At 62.6% G+C, this 16,906-nt stretch carries 19 protein-coding genes; 11 read left to right on the plus strand and 8 right to left on the minus strand.

Annotated elements, in window-relative coordinates:
- Positions 1-10 precede the first annotated feature (10 nt).
- Positions 11-427, plus strand: a complete 417-nt coding sequence (locus N825_RS00610; protein WP_157618911.1) for a hypothetical protein — start codon at positions 11-13, stop codon at positions 425-427.
- A 211-nt stretch (positions 428-638) separates the two neighbouring features.
- Here N825_RS00610 and N825_RS00615 read toward each other — a convergent pair whose 3' ends face one another.
- Positions 639-1,313, minus strand: a complete 675-nt coding sequence (locus N825_RS00615; RefSeq protein ID WP_037445904.1) for an ArsR/SmtB family transcription factor — start codon at positions 1,311-1,313, stop codon at positions 639-641.
- Positions 1,314-1,406: 93 nt separating this feature from the next.
- On the opposite strand from N825_RS00615, the gene N825_RS00620 reads away from it, so the two are divergent.
- The 3 genes from N825_RS00620 to N825_RS00630 all read left to right on the plus strand — a co-directional run bounded on the left by N825_RS00620 (position 1,407) and on the right by N825_RS00630 (position 3,784).
- Entirely contained in the window at positions 1,407-2,246 is an 840-nt protein-coding gene (locus N825_RS00620; RefSeq protein ID WP_037445906.1) for a sterol desaturase family protein, read from the plus strand.
- A 250-nt stretch (positions 2,247-2,496) separates the two neighbouring features.
- A complete protein-coding gene (locus N825_RS00625; protein WP_198038126.1) occupies positions 2,497-3,447 on the plus strand; it encodes an MFS transporter in 951 nt (316 codons plus the stop codon).
- 28 nt (positions 3,448-3,475) lie between these two features.
- Positions 3,476-3,784 carry a class I SAM-dependent methyltransferase gene (locus N825_RS00630; RefSeq protein ID WP_084164095.1) on the plus strand — a complete coding sequence of 103 codons (309 nt, stop codon included), beginning with the start codon at positions 3,476-3,478 and terminating at the stop codon, positions 3,782-3,784.
- A 59-nt stretch (positions 3,785-3,843) separates the two neighbouring features.
- On the opposite strand, the gene istB is transcribed toward N825_RS00630, so the two are convergent.
- Positions 3,844-4,716, minus strand: coding sequence for an IS21-like element helper ATPase IstB (gene istB / locus N825_RS00635; protein ID WP_037445908.1), 873 nt, complete (start codon positions 4,714-4,716; stop codon positions 3,844-3,846).
- On the minus strand, positions 4,713-5,993 hold the full coding sequence (gene istA, locus N825_RS00640; protein WP_037445910.1) for an IS21 family transposase: 1,281 nt from the start codon (positions 5,991-5,993) through the stop codon (positions 4,713-4,715). The genes istB and istA overlap by 4 nt, the downstream gene beginning before the upstream one ends.
- A gap of 78 nt (positions 5,994-6,071) precedes the next feature.
- Between istA and N825_RS40720 the strand changes: the two genes are divergently transcribed.
- The gene (locus tag N825_RS40720; RefSeq protein WP_198038127.1) at positions 6,072-6,650 is read left to right on the plus strand and encodes a class I SAM-dependent methyltransferase; all 579 of its coding nucleotides are present in this window, start codon (positions 6,072-6,074) and stop codon (positions 6,648-6,650) included.
- A gap of 147 nt (positions 6,651-6,797) precedes the next feature.
- On the opposite strand, the gene N825_RS00650 is transcribed toward N825_RS40720, so the two are convergent.
- On the minus strand, positions 6,798-7,211 hold the full coding sequence (locus N825_RS00650) for a MerR family transcriptional regulator (RefSeq protein ID WP_245612960.1): 414 nt from the start codon (positions 7,209-7,211) through the stop codon (positions 6,798-6,800).
- Positions 7,212-7,302: 91 nt separating this feature from the next.
- Between N825_RS00650 and N825_RS00655 the strand changes: the two genes are divergently transcribed.
- The 4 genes from N825_RS00655 (at position 7,303) to N825_RS00670 (ending at position 11,296) form a co-directional block, all read left to right on the plus strand.
- The gene (locus N825_RS00655; protein WP_051511337.1) at positions 7,303-9,519 is read left to right on the plus strand and encodes a heavy metal translocating P-type ATPase; all 2,217 of its coding nucleotides are present in this window, start codon (positions 7,303-7,305) and stop codon (positions 9,517-9,519) included.
- On the plus strand, positions 9,519-9,983 hold the full coding sequence (locus N825_RS00660; protein ID WP_037445911.1) for a copper chaperone PCu(A)C: 465 nt from the start codon (positions 9,519-9,521) through the stop codon (positions 9,981-9,983). The genes N825_RS00655 and N825_RS00660 overlap by 1 nt, the downstream gene beginning before the upstream one ends.
- A 141-nt stretch (positions 9,984-10,124) precedes the next feature.
- Complete coding sequence (locus N825_RS00665; protein WP_051511338.1) at positions 10,125-10,610, plus strand: SCO family protein; 486 nt, start codon at positions 10,125-10,127, stop codon at positions 10,608-10,610.
- Positions 10,611-10,678: 68 nt separating this feature from the next.
- The gene (locus N825_RS00670) at positions 10,679-11,296 is read left to right on the plus strand and encodes a DsbA family protein (RefSeq protein ID WP_037445912.1); all 618 of its coding nucleotides are present in this window, start codon (positions 10,679-10,681) and stop codon (positions 11,294-11,296) included.
- Here the strand turns inward: N825_RS00670 and N825_RS38610 are convergent.
- From N825_RS38610 to N825_RS36020, 4 genes are all read right to left on the minus strand, one after another.
- Complete coding sequence (locus N825_RS38610) at positions 11,243-11,593, minus strand: hypothetical protein (protein ID WP_157618912.1); 351 nt, start codon at positions 11,591-11,593, stop codon at positions 11,243-11,245. The genes N825_RS00670 and N825_RS38610 overlap by 54 nt on opposite strands.
- 320 nt (positions 11,594-11,913) lie before the next feature.
- Positions 11,914-12,498, minus strand: coding sequence for a Crp/Fnr family transcriptional regulator (locus N825_RS00675; protein ID WP_063833593.1), 585 nt, complete (start codon positions 12,496-12,498; stop codon positions 11,914-11,916).
- A 203-nt stretch (positions 12,499-12,701) separates the two neighbouring features.
- On the minus strand, positions 12,702-13,088 hold the full coding sequence (locus N825_RS00680; RefSeq protein ID WP_157618913.1) for a hypothetical protein: 387 nt from the start codon (positions 13,086-13,088) through the stop codon (positions 12,702-12,704).
- Between the two features lie 443 nt (positions 13,089-13,531).
- Positions 13,532-15,043, minus strand: a complete 1,512-nt coding sequence (locus N825_RS36020) for an AAA family ATPase (RefSeq protein ID WP_198038128.1) — start codon at positions 15,041-15,043, stop codon at positions 13,532-13,534.
- A 558-nt stretch (positions 15,044-15,601) separates the two neighbouring features.
- Here N825_RS36020 and N825_RS00695 point away from each other — a divergent pair.
- Positions 15,602-16,171, plus strand: coding sequence for a periplasmic heavy metal sensor (locus tag N825_RS00695; protein ID WP_051511341.1), 570 nt, complete (start codon positions 15,602-15,604; stop codon positions 16,169-16,171).
- 91 nt (positions 16,172-16,262) lie between these two features.
- Entirely contained in the window at positions 16,263-16,736 is a 474-nt protein-coding gene (locus tag N825_RS36025) for a c-type cytochrome (RefSeq protein WP_051511342.1), read from the plus strand.
- The last annotated feature ends 170 nt before the right edge of the window (positions 16,737-16,906 follow it).

The following is a 16,906-nucleotide window of genomic DNA, read 5'->3' on the forward strand; positions in this document are numbered from 1 at the left end:
GCCCACTCATATGGCGGGCGACATCAAGCTCCAAAGAGATCCAGACTCAACCTGGTCTGCTGCAGCGCGGGTGCCGGCGATGTTGACAACATCATCTGGCGCATTGAGCAGCCAACGCCACCTCGACAGCTGCGTAATGATGGTAGTGCTTCTGGCGAAGCCGATTTCGTTGACCCGCGACAGGGATGACAAGTGCACCTCGATCATGCCGATATGGCGTTCGGGCGGAGGGAAACCTCAAGCCACCAACGAGGCTGGCCCGCTAAACTGGCTTGCCGGGAATCGAAATGCCTCGAGCGTCCACAAAAATCTTCTCGCGGTCGCACTCCTGGCGTTTCAGTTCGGCTCGGCGATGCTTATCGCCGGCGGTACCGGATGGTTCTACTACGGGCTTGGCTGCTGGCGGATGTGGCGCCTGCTGCGGTAGCAGGACCAACGGGGCCAGACAGAACGACATCGCAGGTGATCCACGACATTTGAACTAAAATCACTGCGTAGACTCTCGATCCTGCGTCGGATTCAGTACCGAAGGAGTGTCTGTGAGTGCGCACTTATAAGTTGGATATGCCAGCGTGTGCTCCCGCAATCAGGCAGGTGGTATTCTGCAGCGTCACTGCGCCTCGCCCTCTTCAACCTCTTTAGTGGGTTGAATGCTCGACAGGCAGGCCGGCGGTGTGCCACTCGGGATAACCGTCTTCCAGGCGGCGGGCCTGGTATCCACGTGCCCGTAGCGCGGCCACGGCTTCGAAGGAGAGGACGCAATACGGTCCCCGGCAGTAGGCGACCACTTCACGGTCGGACGGCAGCTCCGCCAACCGGCGCTCCAACTCGGCAAGGGGAATATTCATCGCGCCCGGCAAGTGACCGACGGCGAACTCGTCGCCTGGCCGCACATCCAGCACCGTTACTTCGCCTCCACTGGCGCGGCGTAGTAGTTCGGCGCGCGTGACCGGCTCCACGTCATCCAGCACATAGAAGCGCTCGGCCAGTACGGTTCGTAGCCCAGGCATGTTCTGTTCCCCCATGTGCCGTAGTGCGGAGAGCAGCGCAATTACCCGGCGCTCATCGGTGAGACGGTAGATCACGTGCTTGCCCTCCTGCCGTGACGCTGTCAGGCCCGCCTGCCGCAGGTGCCGGAGGTGCTGGGAGGCGTTGGCAAAGGACAGCCCGGTACGCACTGCAAGCGCGTCCACGCTGCGTTCGCCCTGCGCCAGATGTTCCAGGAGGTCGAGACGGTGAGCATGACCGAGCGCCTTGGCGATTTCGGCCAAATTGGTGAGGGCTGCGCGCTTCGGGCTGTCTTGGCTTGACATGGGTATGGGACCATACGAGAACGTTCAATTCTCTGATTGAACAATGACTGTCCAACGCAGTGTACCGATCTTGCGTAGGACAAGGAAGTGGCTATGCCAAACAGCGTCCTTTCCTATGAACCATTAATTCGCCTCAGTGCCTTCGCTGGCGTGTTCGCGCTCATGGCCGCCTGGGAGCTTTGGGCACCGCGCCGACCCCAGGCGATTGGCCGTTTCCGCCGATGGCCGAGCAATCTCGGCCTGGTCGTGGTGGACACGCTGGCCGTGCGCCTGATGGTTCCGATGGCGGCGGTAGGTGTCGCGCTGCTGGCCGAGGAACGTGGCTGGGGCCTGTTTCACCAAGTCAGCCTGCCGGTATGGTTGGAAGTCGTGACGGCGGTGGTGGTGCTTGATCTAGCCATCTACGGCCAGCATATCGCCTTCCATGCGGTGCCGTTACTCTGGCGGCTGCACCGCATGCACCATGCCGATCTGGAATTCGACGTGACGACCGGCCTGCGCTTCCACCCCATTGAGGTGGTGTTGTCCATGGTGATCAAGATTGCCGTGGTGGTTGCGCTCGGCGCGCCGGCGTTGGCTGTGTTGATCTTCGAGGTGCTGCTGAACGCCACCTCGATGTTCAACCACAGCAATGTCCGCTTGCCTGCAAAGCTGGAGCCAGTGCTGCGCTGGTTCATGGTGACTCCCGACATGCACCGGGTGCACCACTCCATCCTGCGGCACGAAACGGATAGCAACTACGGCTTCAACCTGCCTTGGTGGGACCGGCTGTTTGGCACCTATCGCACAGCACCCAAGGCCGGGCATGACGGCATGACGCTGGGCATCGAGGCCTTTCGTGATCCCGCCGAGCTGCGCCTGGACCGCCTGCTGACGCAGCCGTTGCGAAATGATGGCCGATCACACACCACTCTGCGGGAGATGGTCCTATGAGCGCTGCGACCCATGAGCGGCGTAACGTCCTGTTGCTGGCGTGCGCGCAGGCGCTGTTTCAAACTGCTTCGGTGCTGGTCATGACAGTCGGTGCTCTCGCCGGTGCACAGGTTTCGCCCGAGCCCTGGCCGGCAACCGCGCCGATCGCAACGATGTTCCTGGGTACGGCGACGGTCACCTGGTCTGCCGCGTCATTGATGGGGCCCGTCAGGGACGGCGAGCCGGGTTCATCCTGGGGGCGCTGCTGGGCGTGCTCGGCGGCGTGGTGGGAGCGGCCGGCATCTGGCTCTCCTCGCTGGCACTGCTCGGTCTTGGCACCTTCCTGATCGGGGCGTATCAGGCCTTCGCGCAGTTCTACCGTTTCGCCGCCGCCGAGGTGGCGAGCGAAGTTTTCCGGCCGCGTGCCATTTCCTTCGTCCTGGCCGGTGGCATCGTGGCGGCGCTGGCCGGCCCGGAACTCGGACGCTGGGGTGGGCCGCTGCTGTCAGCGGAATATGCCGGCTCGTTCCTTATTCTCTCGGTAGTCAGCCTGCTGGCGTCCGGGGTTCTGCTCGGCCTGCGGGTGCCGCCGCTACACATCGAGACGACCGGACCGGCCGCCCGGCCGCTACAGGCCATCATGGCCCAGCCGACTTACCGGGTGGCGCTCTTCGGGGCCGCCACTGGCTACGGCGTGATGATCCTGGCGATGACTGCGACGCCGCTGGCGATGGTCCACCACCATCACGATCTGGCAGACGCCTCGCGCGTGATTCAGGCCCACGTGTTGGGCATGTTCCTGCCCTCGTTCTTCACCGGTTCGTTGATCGCGCGTTTCGGCGTGCTGCGCATCATGCTGACTGGCGTGGCGCTGCTCGCCGGCCATATCGTCATGGCGTTGACCGGGACCGGCTTTGGCTCCTTCGCCAGCGCGCTGGTGCTGCTCGGGGTGGGATGGAACTTCCTTTATATCGGCGGCACCACGCTGCTGACGGAAACCTATACGCCGGCCGAGCGGGCGCGGGCGCAGGCGGCCAATGACCTCACCATTTTCGCGGTGGGTCTGACCTGTTCATTAGGGGCCGGTGCCCTATTGCAGCGGCTTGGCTGGCAGGGGCTTAATACGGCCCTGCTGCCCTGGCTCGCTCTTGCTGCGTTCGCCTTGATCTGGCTGGGCGTGTCGCGCCGGCGGATCACACGGGCGAAGACCGCCCGTGCCTAAGCTAATACATTCAGGGAAGGACACGTTCATGGCAGACGAAATTCAGCCCCATAATCAGAAGCCGGCCAGCGTCTGGAACTCGGGCGGGAAGCGCTATGAGGAGATCAGCCGTGGCATCGCGGACTCCATCGAGCATTGCGTGCTGCGCCTGAATCCTCAGCCCGGCGAGCGCGTCCTGGATCTGGCGACGGGCACCGGCTGGACGTCGCGGCTGGTGGCCCGCCGGGGTGCCAAGGTGATCGGGGTCGATCTGGGAGCCGACCTGGTGGCCACGGCGACGCAGCGGGCTGAGGCCGAAGGGCTGGAGATCGAGTACCGCGTGGGCGATGCTGTGTAAAGGGCGGATGAAGCTTCCTCAGATGTGCCGGGCGAAAAATCCCCAGACGGTTTGTCAGGTTATAGATCGGTGTCTGTCTGAGTGGAGGTCATTTTCGGTGGTCGTCCCCGGCGGCGTGGTTGAGGTTGCGAGGTGTTGATCGGGCGGTTGCGAGTGTTGTCCGGGATCAAATCGGCGTGACGGCGGAGGCGATAGCTGGCGCCCTCGATCTGAACGACAACGGCATGGTGAAGCAGGCGGTCGAGCAGCGCGGTGGCGACGACGGTGCCGCCAAAAACATCGCCCCATTCGGCGAAGCCGCGGTTCGAGGTCAAAATCATGGCGCCGCGCTCGTAGCGGGCATTTACCAGTTGAAAGAACAGATTACCGCCCCCGGAGATGACAGGCAGGTAGCCGATCTCATCAACGATCAGCAACTGGGGCCGGCACAGAAAGCGCAGACGTTCGCGCAGGGTGCCCTCCCGCTCCGCCTTGGCGAGCGAACTGACGATGTCGGCCAGGGTGGCGAAGTAGACCGAACGACCGGACTTGACCGCCTCGACACCAAGGGCCAGGGCCAGATGGGTTTTGCCGCAGCCGGGTTGACCGAGAAAATGAACCGCCTCGTGACGATCGACGAAGTCGAGCTGGGCCAGCGCCATGATGCGGTCGCGATCGAGCGAGGGCTGGAAGGAGAAGTCAAACCCGCTGAGGGTCTTGATATTGATCAGCCGGCCCATCTTCAGGGCGGACCGGACGCGTCGCCCCTCCCGCAGGGTCAACTCCTCGCCCAGCAGGGTGTCGATGGCTTCCAGGGCCGAGATCTCGCCCCGTTCGATCCGGCGCAGGATGTGCTCGATCACCTCCAAAGCGCGCGGCATGTTGAGACCGACCAGGTGGCGGCGGATGCGGTCGAGCGTGGCGGGGCTGGCCGCCGGATCGAGGGAGGTCATGGGGCGCCCTGCTGGCTGGCGAGACGGCGGCCGATGGCGTCGTAGATAGCCAGCGACCGGGGTGTCACCGTGGCACCGCGGGGTTCGTGGTCAGGCTTGGCTTCCTCGCGGGTGGTTCTGCTGTTGGATGGCGGAGGTTGAGTTCGATGGCCTGGAGCGATCCGGCGCTGGCCGCGACCTTCCTGTGCCGGATGGGAGGCGATCAGCGTGCCGTCTTCCAGGATGTTGACCGCGCCGGCGGTAATCCGCACCTCGACCGTCCGCCGGCGGGTGCTGTCAGGCACGGAGTAAAGATTGCCGGCGACGGAAACCATGCCGTCGCGGGTGATGCGGCGTTCGAGCGCCAGCACGGTGTTGAAGGGGCCGGCCGGCAGTGCCTTGAGGTGAGCGCGCTCATCGGCGAAATGTTCAATGACGACACGCTGGGTGGTGGCGTGCAGACGAACGTTGGCAACCTGATCCAGCCACTGGACGAACTGGACGTTCAGATCGTCGAGATTGCGGAAGGTGCGGGCGAGGAAGAAGTCCTCCCGGACATAGCGAAAAGGCCGCTCCACTTTGCCCTTGGTCTTTGCCCGATAGGGCTTGCAGGCCTTTGGCAGGAAACCATAATGGGCAGCCAGATCCAGGAGCTTGGCATTGTAGGCGATCCCTCTGGCTGGCTGGTCGGGGTCCTCGACCTCTCCGAGCACGGCGGTCTTCATGCGGTCGTATAGGATCTGCTCCGGCACGCCGCCAAATGCCTCGAAGGCGGCGATGTGGCACCGGAGCACGGTCGGCAGATCCTGGCGGGCGACGAACCGGGCCCACATCATGCGGCTGTGGCCGAGCACGATCGAGAACAGCCACACGATCGGTTCGACATCGGGCTGGTCGGTGAATACGGTTTTGAAGAAGGCGAAATCCACCTGCGCCTGCTTGCCGGCCGGCGTCTCGAACCGGCGCTCGAACTGAACCTCGGGCTTGGGTCGGACGGTACGCAGAAAATCCTTCAGCACCGTATAGCCGCCTTGATAGCCGAGGGCGCGGATATCCCGGAGCAGGCGTCGGGCGCTGAGTTCCGGGAAGGTCTGGAGACGCTCTCGCAGATAAGGTTCAAAGGGACCGACAAGGGTCTGCCGGAGCGGGCGTGGCGTGTAGGCGGGCGGTTCCAGCCCCTTGGCGATGTACTTGCGGATGGTCTTGCGATCCAGGCCGGTCCGGCGCGCGATTGCCGACACGCTCAATCCCTGGCGGGCGAGATCAAGAATCATGACGAGTTCCCCAAGTGTGACCACCCATGCTCTCCCTCAATCGACTGAGGGGATTATGAGCCAGGGGCGGCTACACGGCTCCAGAGCGTCTGCTCCGGAACCGTGCCGTTGCATCAGCCTGGGGAATGTTCATCCGCCCGATCTGAGGAGTATTCACCCGGCACTTACAATGCTGAGCGCCTACCCTTCGCGGATGGCGAGTTCGATGCGGTGATTTCGACCTGCGGCATCATGTTCGCCAGGCGCCCGGAGGCGGCAGCGGCCGAGCTGGCGCGCGTCTGCCGCCAGGGCGGGCGGATTGCACTCACTACCTGGCTGTCCGACAGCAACCTGTTCAAGATGTTCCTGGTAATGAAGCCGTACATGCCGCCACCGCCCACGCCGGCACCGTCCTCGCCTTTCGAGTGGGGCCGCACCGAGCGCATCCAGGAGCTGCTGGGGCAGGCGTTTGACCTGAAGTTTGAGAAGGGCACCTCCTACTACCGCGAGCTGAGCGGCGAAGCTGCGTGGGAGACGTTCTCGACCGGCTACGGGCCGACGAAATCGCTGGTCGCCTCGCTTGATGACGCGCGCCAGGCGGAACTGAAGCGTGACTTCATTGCCTTCCACGAGGGCTTCCGCACCGATCTCGGCATCTGCGTGCCACGTGAATACTGGGTCACTCTTGGAGTTCGCAGATAGCTGAGCGGGCAATAGGCACCTGACGGTCCAAGCCTCTGAGTGGGTAGTGGCCGTCAGGAAGGCCTGACTGCCTTGAAGGGTGCGTCATATTTTTACTTTAAGCTGAAAAATTAAGTGAACACCCCAACCGCTTTAGGTGACATCCCTTTATGGTGACAGCGCTTCGATGATCCGGCAGTCCGATACCAACCCCCCACGGCACTGATGGGCCAGCCTGTCGAGTTCCGCCCGGAGCCGCTCCAGATCCGCGATCTTGCGCTCGACCTCGTGCATCTGCTCGACGACTAGAGCATCCACCTCGCCGCAGGGCCGGTCCGGCTGGTCCGACAGGGCCAGCATCCGGCGCACCGTCTCGATCGGAAATCCAAGGTCGCGCGCCTTGCGGATAAACGTCAGCCGCCGGACGTGCCGGTCGTCATAAATCCGGTAGTTCCCCGAGTTACGCGCCGCACCGGGCAGCAGGCCGATCCGCTCATAGTAGCGGATGGTCTCGATGTTCACGCCGGTCAGCTTGCCCAGTGCACCGATCGTATGATCGACGGACGTCATTTTTTCCGACATGACCCCTTGACCCTGTAGTTGCTACAGGGTCCATGTTTATCACACTCAGACGGCGGCGGCATCCGCCTTCTGATGTTCATGGGGGGTTATCATGCTGGACGAGGCCCGCATCGGGCAGGCAGTGGCCGAGGGCAAAAGCGCTCTCCGCTATAAAGTGACGGGCATGGACTGCCCAAGCTGCGCGACCAAGATCGAAACGGCCGTCGGGCGCCTCTCAGGCATCGAGGACGTCAGCCTGAGCTATCACTCCCAGGTCCTGAAGCTTCGGCTCGACGAGGCCGCGACGCCCCGTGAGCGGCTGGAGAGCACGATCCGCAGTCTCGGCTTTGGCGTCGAGGACATGGACCGCATCCAGGTGATGACCGAAGGTGACACTGACACCGGCGTCGGAGATCCTGCGGGACAGGCGTGGTGGACGACACCCAAGGCCCGGCTGACCGGCCTGATCGGGATGCTCGTCGCCGCGGGCTTCCTGGTCTCGTGGCTCATTCCGGACCTGGAAGATTATGCCCTTGTCCCAGCTGCCCTCGTAGGCTTGGCCGTGTTCGGCCGCCGAGCATTGGCGCTGGCCCGCGCCGGCTCCCCGTTCAGCATCGAGATGCTGATGTCGATCGCCACCGCGGGAGCACTCATCATCGGTGAGACGGCCGAGGCGTCGATCGTCGTTCTGCTGTTCGCCGTCGGCGAACTCCTGGAGGGTCTCGCGGCGGGCGCGGCCCGGTCCGGCATCAAGGCGCTGGCGGCACTCGTACCGCGCACCGCCCTCGTGATCGAGGATGATGTCGCCCGTGAGGTTTCAGCGTCACGCCTGGAGATCGGCCAAGTGGTGCTCGTTCGGCCCGGCGACCGTGTCCCGGCTGACGGCGAGGTGATCGATGGCGAGTCCGATGTCGATGAGTCTCCGGTCACCGGAGAGTCGGTTCCCGTACCCAAGCAGGTCGGCTCACCGGTCATCGCGGGCGGCATCAACGCGACCGGCGCCCTGCGGGTCCGGGTGACACGGGAAGCCTCCGACAACACCATTGCCCGCATCATCCACCTCGTCGAGGAAGCCCAGGCGGCCAAGGCGCCGACAGCGCGCTTCATCGAGCGGTTCAGCGGGCGATACACGCCCTTTGTCATCCTGGTCGCGGTGCTGACGGTCCTGGTCCCGCCGCTCGCCTTCGGAGCCGACTGGCATACCTGGATCTATCGCGGCCTGGCGCTGCTGCTGATCGGCTGCCCGTGCGCCCTGATTCTCTCCACACCGGCGGCGATCACCTCCGGTATTGCCGCCGGCGCGCGGCGCGGCCTGCTGATCAAGGGCGGTGCCGCCCTGGAGACGATCGGCCGGGTCCGCGCCATCGCTTTCGACAAGACCGGGACTTTGACACAGGGACGACCGCAGGTGACCGACCTGGTGCCGCTGACGGGAACCGACCGCTCCCTGCTCGGGATGGTGGCCGCCGTGGAGAACGGCTCCAGTCATCCAATCGCGCGGGCCATCCTGGACTGCGCGGCGGGCGGCGGCGTACCGCTGCGCCCAGCACGCGAGCAGAAGGCCCTTCCAGGACGCGCGGCGCAGGCCATCGTCGGCGGGAAACTTGTTGAGGTCGGCTCGCCGCGCCACGCGGCGGAACGGTGCGGCCTGGAAGGCATCTCCGCCGACCGCATCGCCGCGCTGGAGGACGAGGGCAAGACCGTAGTCGTGGTCCTGGCCGACGCCCAGCCGGTGGGCCTGATCGCACTGCGCGACGAGCCGCGGCCCGACGCCTTGCGGGGCATCGCGGCACTTCGGGACCTCGGTGTCCGCAGCATCATGCTGACCGGCGACAATATCCGGACCGGACAGGCCATTGGACGGAAGCTCGGCATCGAGGTCAAAGCGGGCCTTCTGCCCGAGAACAAGCTGAACGAGATCGCGGTCCTGAAGGCGGAGGCGCCGGTCGCGATGGTCGGTGACGGCATCAACGACGGCCCCGCTCTGGCGGCAGCCGATGTCGGCATCGCCATGGGCGGCGGCACCGACGTAGCATTGGAAACAGCCGATGCAGCCTTGTTGGGCAACCGGGTGGAGGGTGTTGCCGACCTCATAGCTCTGTCCCGCGCGACGATGACGAACATCCACCAGAACGTGGTGGTCGCCCTCGGCCTCAAGGCGGTGTTCCTTGTCACCACGCTGCTTGGCGTGACGGATCTATGGCTCGCCATTCTCTCTGACACCGGGGCCACCGTGCTCGTTACCCTCAACGCTCTGCGGCTACTCCGCTGGTCAAATGCCCAGCCCGAACCGGTGCATGCCAACCACCTCTCCTCCCAGGATCTGTGATGTCAAAGCACTCCGTCATCGCTGGCGCCGCCGCGCTGGTTCTTGCCTTCGTCGCATCAGCACATGCCGAAATGGCAAAGGTCGGTGACCTTGTTATCGAGCAGGCTTGGGCGCGGGCAACCACACCGTCAGCCAAAACCGGCGCAACCTACCTGTCGGTCAGAAACACTGGCCCTGAGTCCGATAGTATCCTGTCCATGGAAACGCCGGTGGCGAGCCATGCCATGGCTCACCAGACAAGACAGGAAAACGACGTCTCTCGCATGAGCGAAGCCGGCCCGCTCAGCGTCCCGCCTGGTGGCGCGCTGGAGATGAAGCCCGGTGGGACGCACATCATGCTGATGGACCTTGGGGGCGGCCTGAGACTCGGTCAGCAGTTCCCGCTGACCATCACCTTCGAGAAGGCCGGAAAGGTCGAGATCCCGGTCAAGGTTGGCAAACCTGGTGCCATGGGACCGGAGTGAGGATGCCGTGGTCAACCCGAGAAACCTCCGCTTTTTCCTGTGGGCACTCGTCGGCGCGGTTGCCGTTTCGGCTACCCTCCTGATTCTGGTCGTGCCGCGCGGCGAGCCATGGCGCGAGAGCTTGGTCGAACCCGTCGTCCAATGGCCGAGGGAGCTGACTGGCGTCTCCTGGACGAGACAGGCAGCGCCTTCACGCCCGATCACCTGCGGACCAAGCCAACCCTGGTGGTGTTCGGTTTCACGCACTGCCCCGACGTTTGTCCGACCTCGCTGTCCTATGTGGCCGGCACACTCCAGGCACTCGGCCCACAGGCGGAGGCGGTCCGCCCCTTGTTCGTGACGGTTGATCCGGAGCGGGACACCACCGACGTCATGGCCGAATACACCGACCTTTTCGATCCGCGGATCATTGGCGTGACCGGCGCCCCGGATCAGATTTCGGCCGCCCTCAAGAGCCTGGGAGCCTACTCCCGCAAGGTTCCCCAGGATGACGGGGGCTACACCATGGACCACACGGCGACAATGCTGCTGCTGGACGACCAAGGCCGTCCGCGCTCAACCCTCGACATCCACGAGAAGCCGGAGGTCGCCGCCGGCAAAATCCGCCTCCTGCTGGAAAAGTCATGAACCAGGAAACGGGCCAAAATCTGTCGCCAGAACCTGGTAAATCAATCAGCCCCATGGAGAGTTAATCGATGCCTCTGAGCCGAACCATCCGTGCCATCTTCCTGGCGGCCTCGTGCCTGCTCTCCAGCGCCGCCCTTGCCCAAACGCCAGCCGTTCCGCAAACCGCCACAGCACCCCGCGTGCTGGGGAGCCCGGATGCGCCGGTCGAAGTGATCGAGTACGCCTCGCTTACCTGTCACCACTGCGCAGCCTTTCACACGGAAGTCCTGCCGCAGGTGAAGAAGGAGCTCATCGATACCGGCAAGGTTCGTATCGTTTACCGCGACTTCCCGCTCGACCGGGTCGGGCTCGAGGCCGCGACCATGGCGCGGTGCCTGCCGCCGGAACGGTACTTTCCGGTGCTCTCGCTGCTTTTTGCCAAACAGGACGACTGGTCGCACGCCAAGGACCCGATCGAGCCGTTGGCTCGTATCGGTGCCCTCGCCGGGTTATCCCGCCAGTCTTACGACGCCTGCCGCGCCGACAGGGCGCTTCAGGACTCCATTGTCCAGTCCCGCTTCGAGGGCGAGCAGAAGCACGGGGTAGAATCGACGCCCTCCTTCGTGATCGACGGCAAGACCTACAAGGGGGTGCTATCGTTTGATACGTTCAGTAAGGCCATCGAACCCCTGCTTCCGAAGCCCTGAGTCGCCGCCGGCGAATCGATTTCGCGTGCTGAGGCTGAGCTGCAGGACATCGCGAAGGTCGGGGTGGAACATCAGGAGCCAGCCACGGCGCAACTGATAACGCTGCCGGAATATTCCCAGCACGAGCTTCAGCATCTCGCCGGGGATCTCGTCATAGATCCACAATGGGTTGCGGTAGATGCGGCATGCCGTGAGGAAAGGCAGCCATTTCCTGGTCTGAACCAGAACCAGACCGACCGGTTTGCTTTGGAAGTGAATGATATCGAAACCCACCTTCCAGCCCTGAACCTTTGCCATGATGACGCCGTACTGCCATGTCTGACGCAGAGTCGGCCGCTTGCAGCAGGCCAGCAGGATCTCCCACTAGCCGAAGGTGCAGTCGTTCTAATCGATCCAGGAAGAATTGAATGGGAGCGGCATGCTGCGCGTCCACGGCACATCTGGGCTGGCTAGGAGGGCGCCGATCATGCGGTGCCAGCCTCTGGCGACTGTCCGAGGGATCGGCTAACCACACGTTCGCGGCTATCCTGTCTTAGGCACTGATGACCCAAAATCCGCCGCAGCAATAAATGTCGGTGCGAATCCGACCGCCCGCACCATCCTCTCCAGCTCATGTTCTACTGCTCGCGCAGCAGGATCGTTCGACCGTTCTCTCTTCGGATGGCACCCGCACGGCTGAGATCGGCCAACGCCCGATACAACGCTTCTCGCGTCAGGCCGATGTCCGCCGCGACTTCCGTCCAAGGCTGATCCGTCGGTACGCTCAGCGGCACTCCCGCCCCGTTCAACTCGAGCCAGGCCAGCAGACGTTCTTTCGCCGAACGGATGTTGCGAAGCTCCAGACGAGCTCGAAGGGTGCGGACTTGGCTCGCCATGAACATCGCAAATGAAAGGGCGGTTTGAGGGTCGCTGGAGAGCCGTTCACGGAGGTGTTGAATGGGAAAAGCCACTAGCTCGGATCTCACGTCCGCAACGGCGTCACAATGATAAGCGTCGGCAGACACCGCAGCTTCCGCGAAGGTATCCCCGGCTCGGGCGGTGTGGAGAGCCAGAGTCGCGCCGTTCTCCAAAGTGCGGGTCAGACGTACTCGACCGCTCTTCACTCGAAACACCGCGTATACCGGGTTGCCTTGTCGAAAGGCTGTTTCGCCAGCTTCGAGATGAACGGTTCGTCCTCGTTCGATCTCTTCAATCCAGTCCATCGCACTTCCGTCTTCGACGCTCGACATATGATCGAGATCATACGCATTTAAGGCGCATCAGGCTATGGAGGGAAGCAGGAGGTGCTGACATGCAAAGTTCAACTGTACTCGCACTGATACTAGCTTGTTGCGGGAGCGCTGGATGCGCTCAATCCGACCAGTACGGACACTATCCGGAGAACCAGGCAGCGGCGGTCGATCCGTTACGGCAAGCCGATGTCGCCGCGCGGGGTGTAAGGGTGATGCCCTTCGACCTCGACCGTAGCACCCATGTCTTCGCTGGTTCGGCGGATGGGGGCACGCAGACCGTAATCTCCAAGGATGGCGCACCTGATCAGATTGCGTTGATCCGGCAGCACCTGAAGGAAGAAGCTGCAGCGTTCGCAAAGGGAGACTTCCGCAGCCCGGCCGCAATCCACGGGACTGACATGCCGGGCCTCCAAGAGCTGAGCCGTGCCGGAGATCAGCTGCACGCTGAATACGAAGAGGTTGATCGCGGAGCACGGATCCATTTCACCTCCGGCAATACAGCCGTCGTCCGAGCGCTCCACGCCTGGTTCAGGGCCCAGGTGGCGGATCACGGAAACCATACCGCCCATGGCTCGTCACACTGACCTGCGATGGCGTCAACGACACCCCAACGCCGACTGAAGCGGACATCGGCGTCGCGATGGGCACCAGCACTGCGGTCGCGATCCAGAGTGCTGGCGTCACCCTGGCTCTAAAGCCATGCTTTATATTTTCTCTCACATTTTAACAATGTCAAAGGGAGAGCTATACGGAGAGACAGGAAGTCGTTTCAATCAGGCATAAACTGTAAAACATAGTTTCATAATCGCGACAATCCCTAATAACGTTTACTGCATCTCAGGGTAGCAGATGCGCGGTTGGCATCAGTAAGGAACTAAGTTCAGGTCATCCGCACCTCCCCCCGCCAACGCCATCTTAGAGGCCGATCGCGACGCAACCTGTTAGCGGTATGTGGATGATGCTATACTGCTCGATCACCAGCATGCCCATTCCTTCCTCTCGATCAGTTGCGGGCAAGCTTCTCCGCCCGTGCCGCAGCGATCAGGGCACGCCGGTGCAGCACTGCGAATTGCCGGGCATTGAGATCGCCGGCGGCAAAACCCGAACGCATCGACTCGACAATCTCTCCCGGCAGCTCCGGCAGATCCGAAACCGCAACGCCGAACTCCAGGGCGACATCCTCGGTCACTCCGGTCATGATCACGCCGAAATGCTCTGGTCGCGGGCGCGGCACTTCTAGCACCCGGCAGCGGGCTCGAAGCAGCGGATCGACTCGTTCGGCGTTGTTGGCTGTCAGGACCCAGGACACCGCGGACAGGTCGGCCGGCATCTGAAGGCACTCGTCGTAGTACTGCCGCGCCGTCGCCGGATCGATCATCGTCAGGAGTACGTCGGAAATCCGGCCGTTGTGCCGACTGTCCGCCGCCTTGTCGATCTCCTCGACGCAGAGCAGAGGGTTTGCGATGTTGTAGGTCCTCATGATCGTCAGGGGGAGGCAAGGATAAGCCGAGGCCCACCCCCGAGCAGTTCCCGCAAGAGCTCGACTGTCAGACGCACCTCCAGCGCTGAGCTGAGTGAACGGCACTCTGGCATATCCGGCCATGCAGCGCGCAAGCCTTGACTTGCCGACGCCGGAGCGTCCGACAAGAAGAAGCGGCGGCAGGGCGAAATGCGGACGGCCGAGACGCGCGGCCAGCGACAGCTCGCCCGCGATGTCATCAATGATCTCAGAGCACCACGGAAACGCGGATCTTAGGTCGGTGCGGTACTCGTCCGGGTCCGGCATGGCGGCAAGATGGGTCAAACCGGACAGCGCCTCATAACCTTCGAACTCCTTCCATACCTTCTTTGCTCCCACCTCGCTTACCCGCAACGCCGAGCGCAGCACGACCATCGAAGGCGGTGGCTTCGGCAGTTCGTACAGCAGCGAACCTATCACGCCGACCGGGTTGGGCGACAACCAACCGGCATCTTCCAGCATCGCGATCACTGCCCCGTTCTCGGGGTTTTCCGGATCTGCGATACCCGGTATGAGATCCAGTTGAATGGCGACGCTTGCCGGCGTGTCCGCCCTGAGGATTGAAGCAAACAACGGGCGGAACCTTCCGATTCGAATGCGAAGATCATACTCATTGAGAACACAGGGATGGGCCAGCCACCAATCGAGATGAGCGCATGCCAGACGAGCTTCGGCGATGTGGTCGTCCTTGTTTTCCAGGAAATAGAGAAAAAGGCATGTCCCCCGGAGATCGCGCAGGAGATCACCTGCGGATTGGCCAAACAGGTCGCCGACCTTACCAGCAATCGGCAGAAGCGGCAGATCACCTTTTTCATCCTTGAGCCCGCCCCGTCCGAGACCCAGGACGGTTGAGAAGTCTGGCACATCTTCGATCGTTATTCTAACCGCAGCACGCGCCCCGGCCATGTGCTCAGGCGTCATCTCTGCCGGGGGAAGCCGCCAAATGGACAGAAATGCGCGCACATCTTCCGGCGATAGAGCGTTGTCCCCGGACATTCGATCCTCCTGAGAGTCAATAACTTTGACTCTTTTGCCAAAACAAATCAAGAACATCAAGGGAAAAGAAGCCTATCATATGGTCTAGTTTCGATGCATTGCAGGCAAGCCATCAGTTCTCCAAGACTTGTCTATTGATAGGGGTAGATCCACAAGTATATGGAAAGTCACTTGGCTGTTGACCGCGCTCACGATCTGACGACAACATGGAAATTACGCACCACAGAGGAGCGTCGGGATTATGGATTTGGATTTTCCATCTTTGGTCGCGCTAGCCCTCAGCATTCCCATGGTTGTCTTGGGTGGGGCTGGCTGCGTGTACTACAGCATCGGCTGCTGGCGCATGGCCCGAATCCTTCGTGAGCAGAACCGGCGCTGACTTGCCGACGGTCTGCGTTGCCAGTGGAGCAAATCCGGGCCGGTACCACGTAAAATGGTCCTGGGAGAGCTGAAGCTTGGTCGTCACTAGGCTGGCATTGTTGTCGAGCAAGGTCTGTTGACGCTTGCCTATCCGCCTTGGTCGAGAAAGGATTTGCTGGTGTCTGCAGGAGATCGCGCATGTTTCAAGCCCTTGCCCTCAGTGCCTGCCTCGCAATCACTACGCTTGGCCTTTCGGGTGCCGCATCCGCGCAGGTGACCCACACACCGCAGCAGCCCTATGCCCATCTCCAATCCCGTCCCGTTAAGGCGCTTTCCGACCAGCAGATCGCCGATCTGCGGGCCGGCCGCGGCATGGGTTACGCGCTCCCAGCCGAATTGAACGGCTATCCCGGTCCTGCGCATACCTTGGAGAATGCCGACGCCCTCATGCTCAGCCCTGTTCAGCGCGAGAGTACAAAAGCCTTGTTCGAGGCCATGAAGTCAGAGGTCGTACCTTTGGGTGAACGCCTGATCCAGCAGGAAACAGAATTGGAACGGCTGTTCGCCGAAAAGGCGGTCACACCTGTGATCCTCGAGACGGCGACTGGCGCGATCGGAGTGACGCAGGGTGCGCTGAGAGCCGCTCACCTCCGGTATCACCTGGCAATGATGGAGGTGCTGACGCCGGAACAAGCCCAGCGTTATACACAGGCTCGGGGGTACGGCGGGGAGCACGGACAGGAGGGACACGGCACCCACGCCCGCTGACTTGGCGAACAGCTTATCCCACACATTGAATAAAACCGCGGGTTATACGTCTTTACTGCAGTGCCCTTCAGTTTCCAGTGAGCAATTCGCCATGCTGCTGCCGTTAATCGCCTCCCGCCGGCGTATCGCCGCGGTGTCCCTAGCCTTCCTCTTCCCCTTGGTCGGTGCGGCGACTGCCCACGAGGGCGCGACCGGAGTGGTGGCCCAGCGGATGGACGTCATGAAGCAGATGGGCCAGCACATGAAGGCCCTTGGCGCCATGGTGACGGGCAAAACGGTCTTCGATCAGGAGACTGCACAGCACCTTGCCGAGACCATGCACCAGCACTGCGAGCATGTGATGCACATGTTCCCGCCAGGCAGCGATGGCCATCATTCCGAGGCCACTCCCGCCGTCTGGACCAACCGGGAGGAATTCGACGCACGCATGCGTCGCTTCGATGCCGCTGTAGAGGAGCTCATGGCCGCGGCCGCCTCGGGCGATAAGGCCCAGCTGGGAACGGAATTCAAGGCTGTCGGGCAGGAGTGTTCAGGCTGTCACGACACCTTCCGCCAAAAGAAATGACGACCATCAACCATTTGGCCTTCACCGCACTCTGACGCCCCATACGAGCCGAGAATTAAGCGGAAGCCTGACGCTCCAGTGCCGTGCACTCGGAGGTAAATTGACTCCATCCCTTCGATCGGTCGTCATGGAACAGGGGTTTGCCTCGAACCTATAAGGTGGATCGTCCG

This window comes from Skermanella stibiiresistens SB22, from assembly GCF_000576635.1.
In the GTDB taxonomy this organism is placed as follows: domain Bacteria; phylum Pseudomonadota; class Alphaproteobacteria; order Azospirillales; family Azospirillaceae; genus Skermanella; species Skermanella stibiiresistens.

Coding starts and splice junctions, on each gene's coding strand:
- N825_RS00695 (WP_051511341.1), top strand. CDS start 15,602: ATGTTTCAAGCCCTTGCCCTCAGTGCCTGCCTCGCAATCACTACGCTT.
- N825_RS00620 (WP_037445906.1), top strand. CDS start 1,407: ATGCCAAACAGCGTCCTTTCCTATGAACCATTAATTCGCCTCAGTGCC.
- N825_RS00610 (WP_157618911.1), top strand. CDS start 11: ATGGCGGGCGACATCAAGCTCCAAAGAGATCCAGACTCAACCTGGTCT.
- N825_RS00675 (WP_063833593.1), bottom strand. CDS start 12,498: ATGGACTGGATTGAAGAGATCGAACGAGGACGAACCGTTCATCTCGAA.
- N825_RS36020 (WP_198038128.1), bottom strand. CDS start 15,043: ATGTCCGGGGACAACGCTCTATCGCCGGAAGATGTGCGCGCATTTCTG.
- N825_RS00665 (WP_051511338.1), top strand. CDS start 10,125: ATGGCCGAGGGAGCTGACTGGCGTCTCCTGGACGAGACAGGCAGCGCC.
- N825_RS00615 (WP_037445904.1), bottom strand. CDS start 1,313: ATGTCAAGCCAAGACAGCCCGAAGCGCGCAGCCCTCACCAATTTGGCC.
- N825_RS00650 (WP_245612960.1), bottom strand. CDS start 7,211: ATGTCGGAAAAAATGACGTCCGTCGATCATACGATCGGTGCACTGGGC.
- N825_RS00670 (WP_037445912.1), top strand. CDS start 10,679: ATGCCTCTGAGCCGAACCATCCGTGCCATCTTCCTGGCGGCCTCGTGC.
- N825_RS36025 (WP_051511342.1), top strand. CDS start 16,263: ATGCTGCTGCCGTTAATCGCCTCCCGCCGGCGTATCGCCGCGGTGTCC.
- N825_RS00680 (WP_157618913.1), bottom strand. CDS start 13,088: ATGGTTTCCGTGATCCGCCACCTGGGCCCTGAACCAGGCGTGGAGCGC.
- N825_RS38610 (WP_157618912.1), bottom strand. CDS start 11,593: ATGGCAAAGGTTCAGGGCTGGAAGGTGGGTTTCGATATCATTCACTTC.
- N825_RS00630 (WP_084164095.1), top strand. CDS start 3,476: ATGGCAGACGAAATTCAGCCCCATAATCAGAAGCCGGCCAGCGTCTGG.
- N825_RS00655 (WP_051511337.1), top strand. CDS start 7,303: ATGCTGGACGAGGCCCGCATCGGGCAGGCAGTGGCCGAGGGCAAAAGC.
- N825_RS00660 (WP_037445911.1), top strand. CDS start 9,519: ATGTCAAAGCACTCCGTCATCGCTGGCGCCGCCGCGCTGGTTCTTGCC.
- istB (WP_037445908.1), bottom strand. CDS start 4,716: ATGACCTCCCTCGATCCGGCGGCCAGCCCCGCCACGCTCGACCGCATC.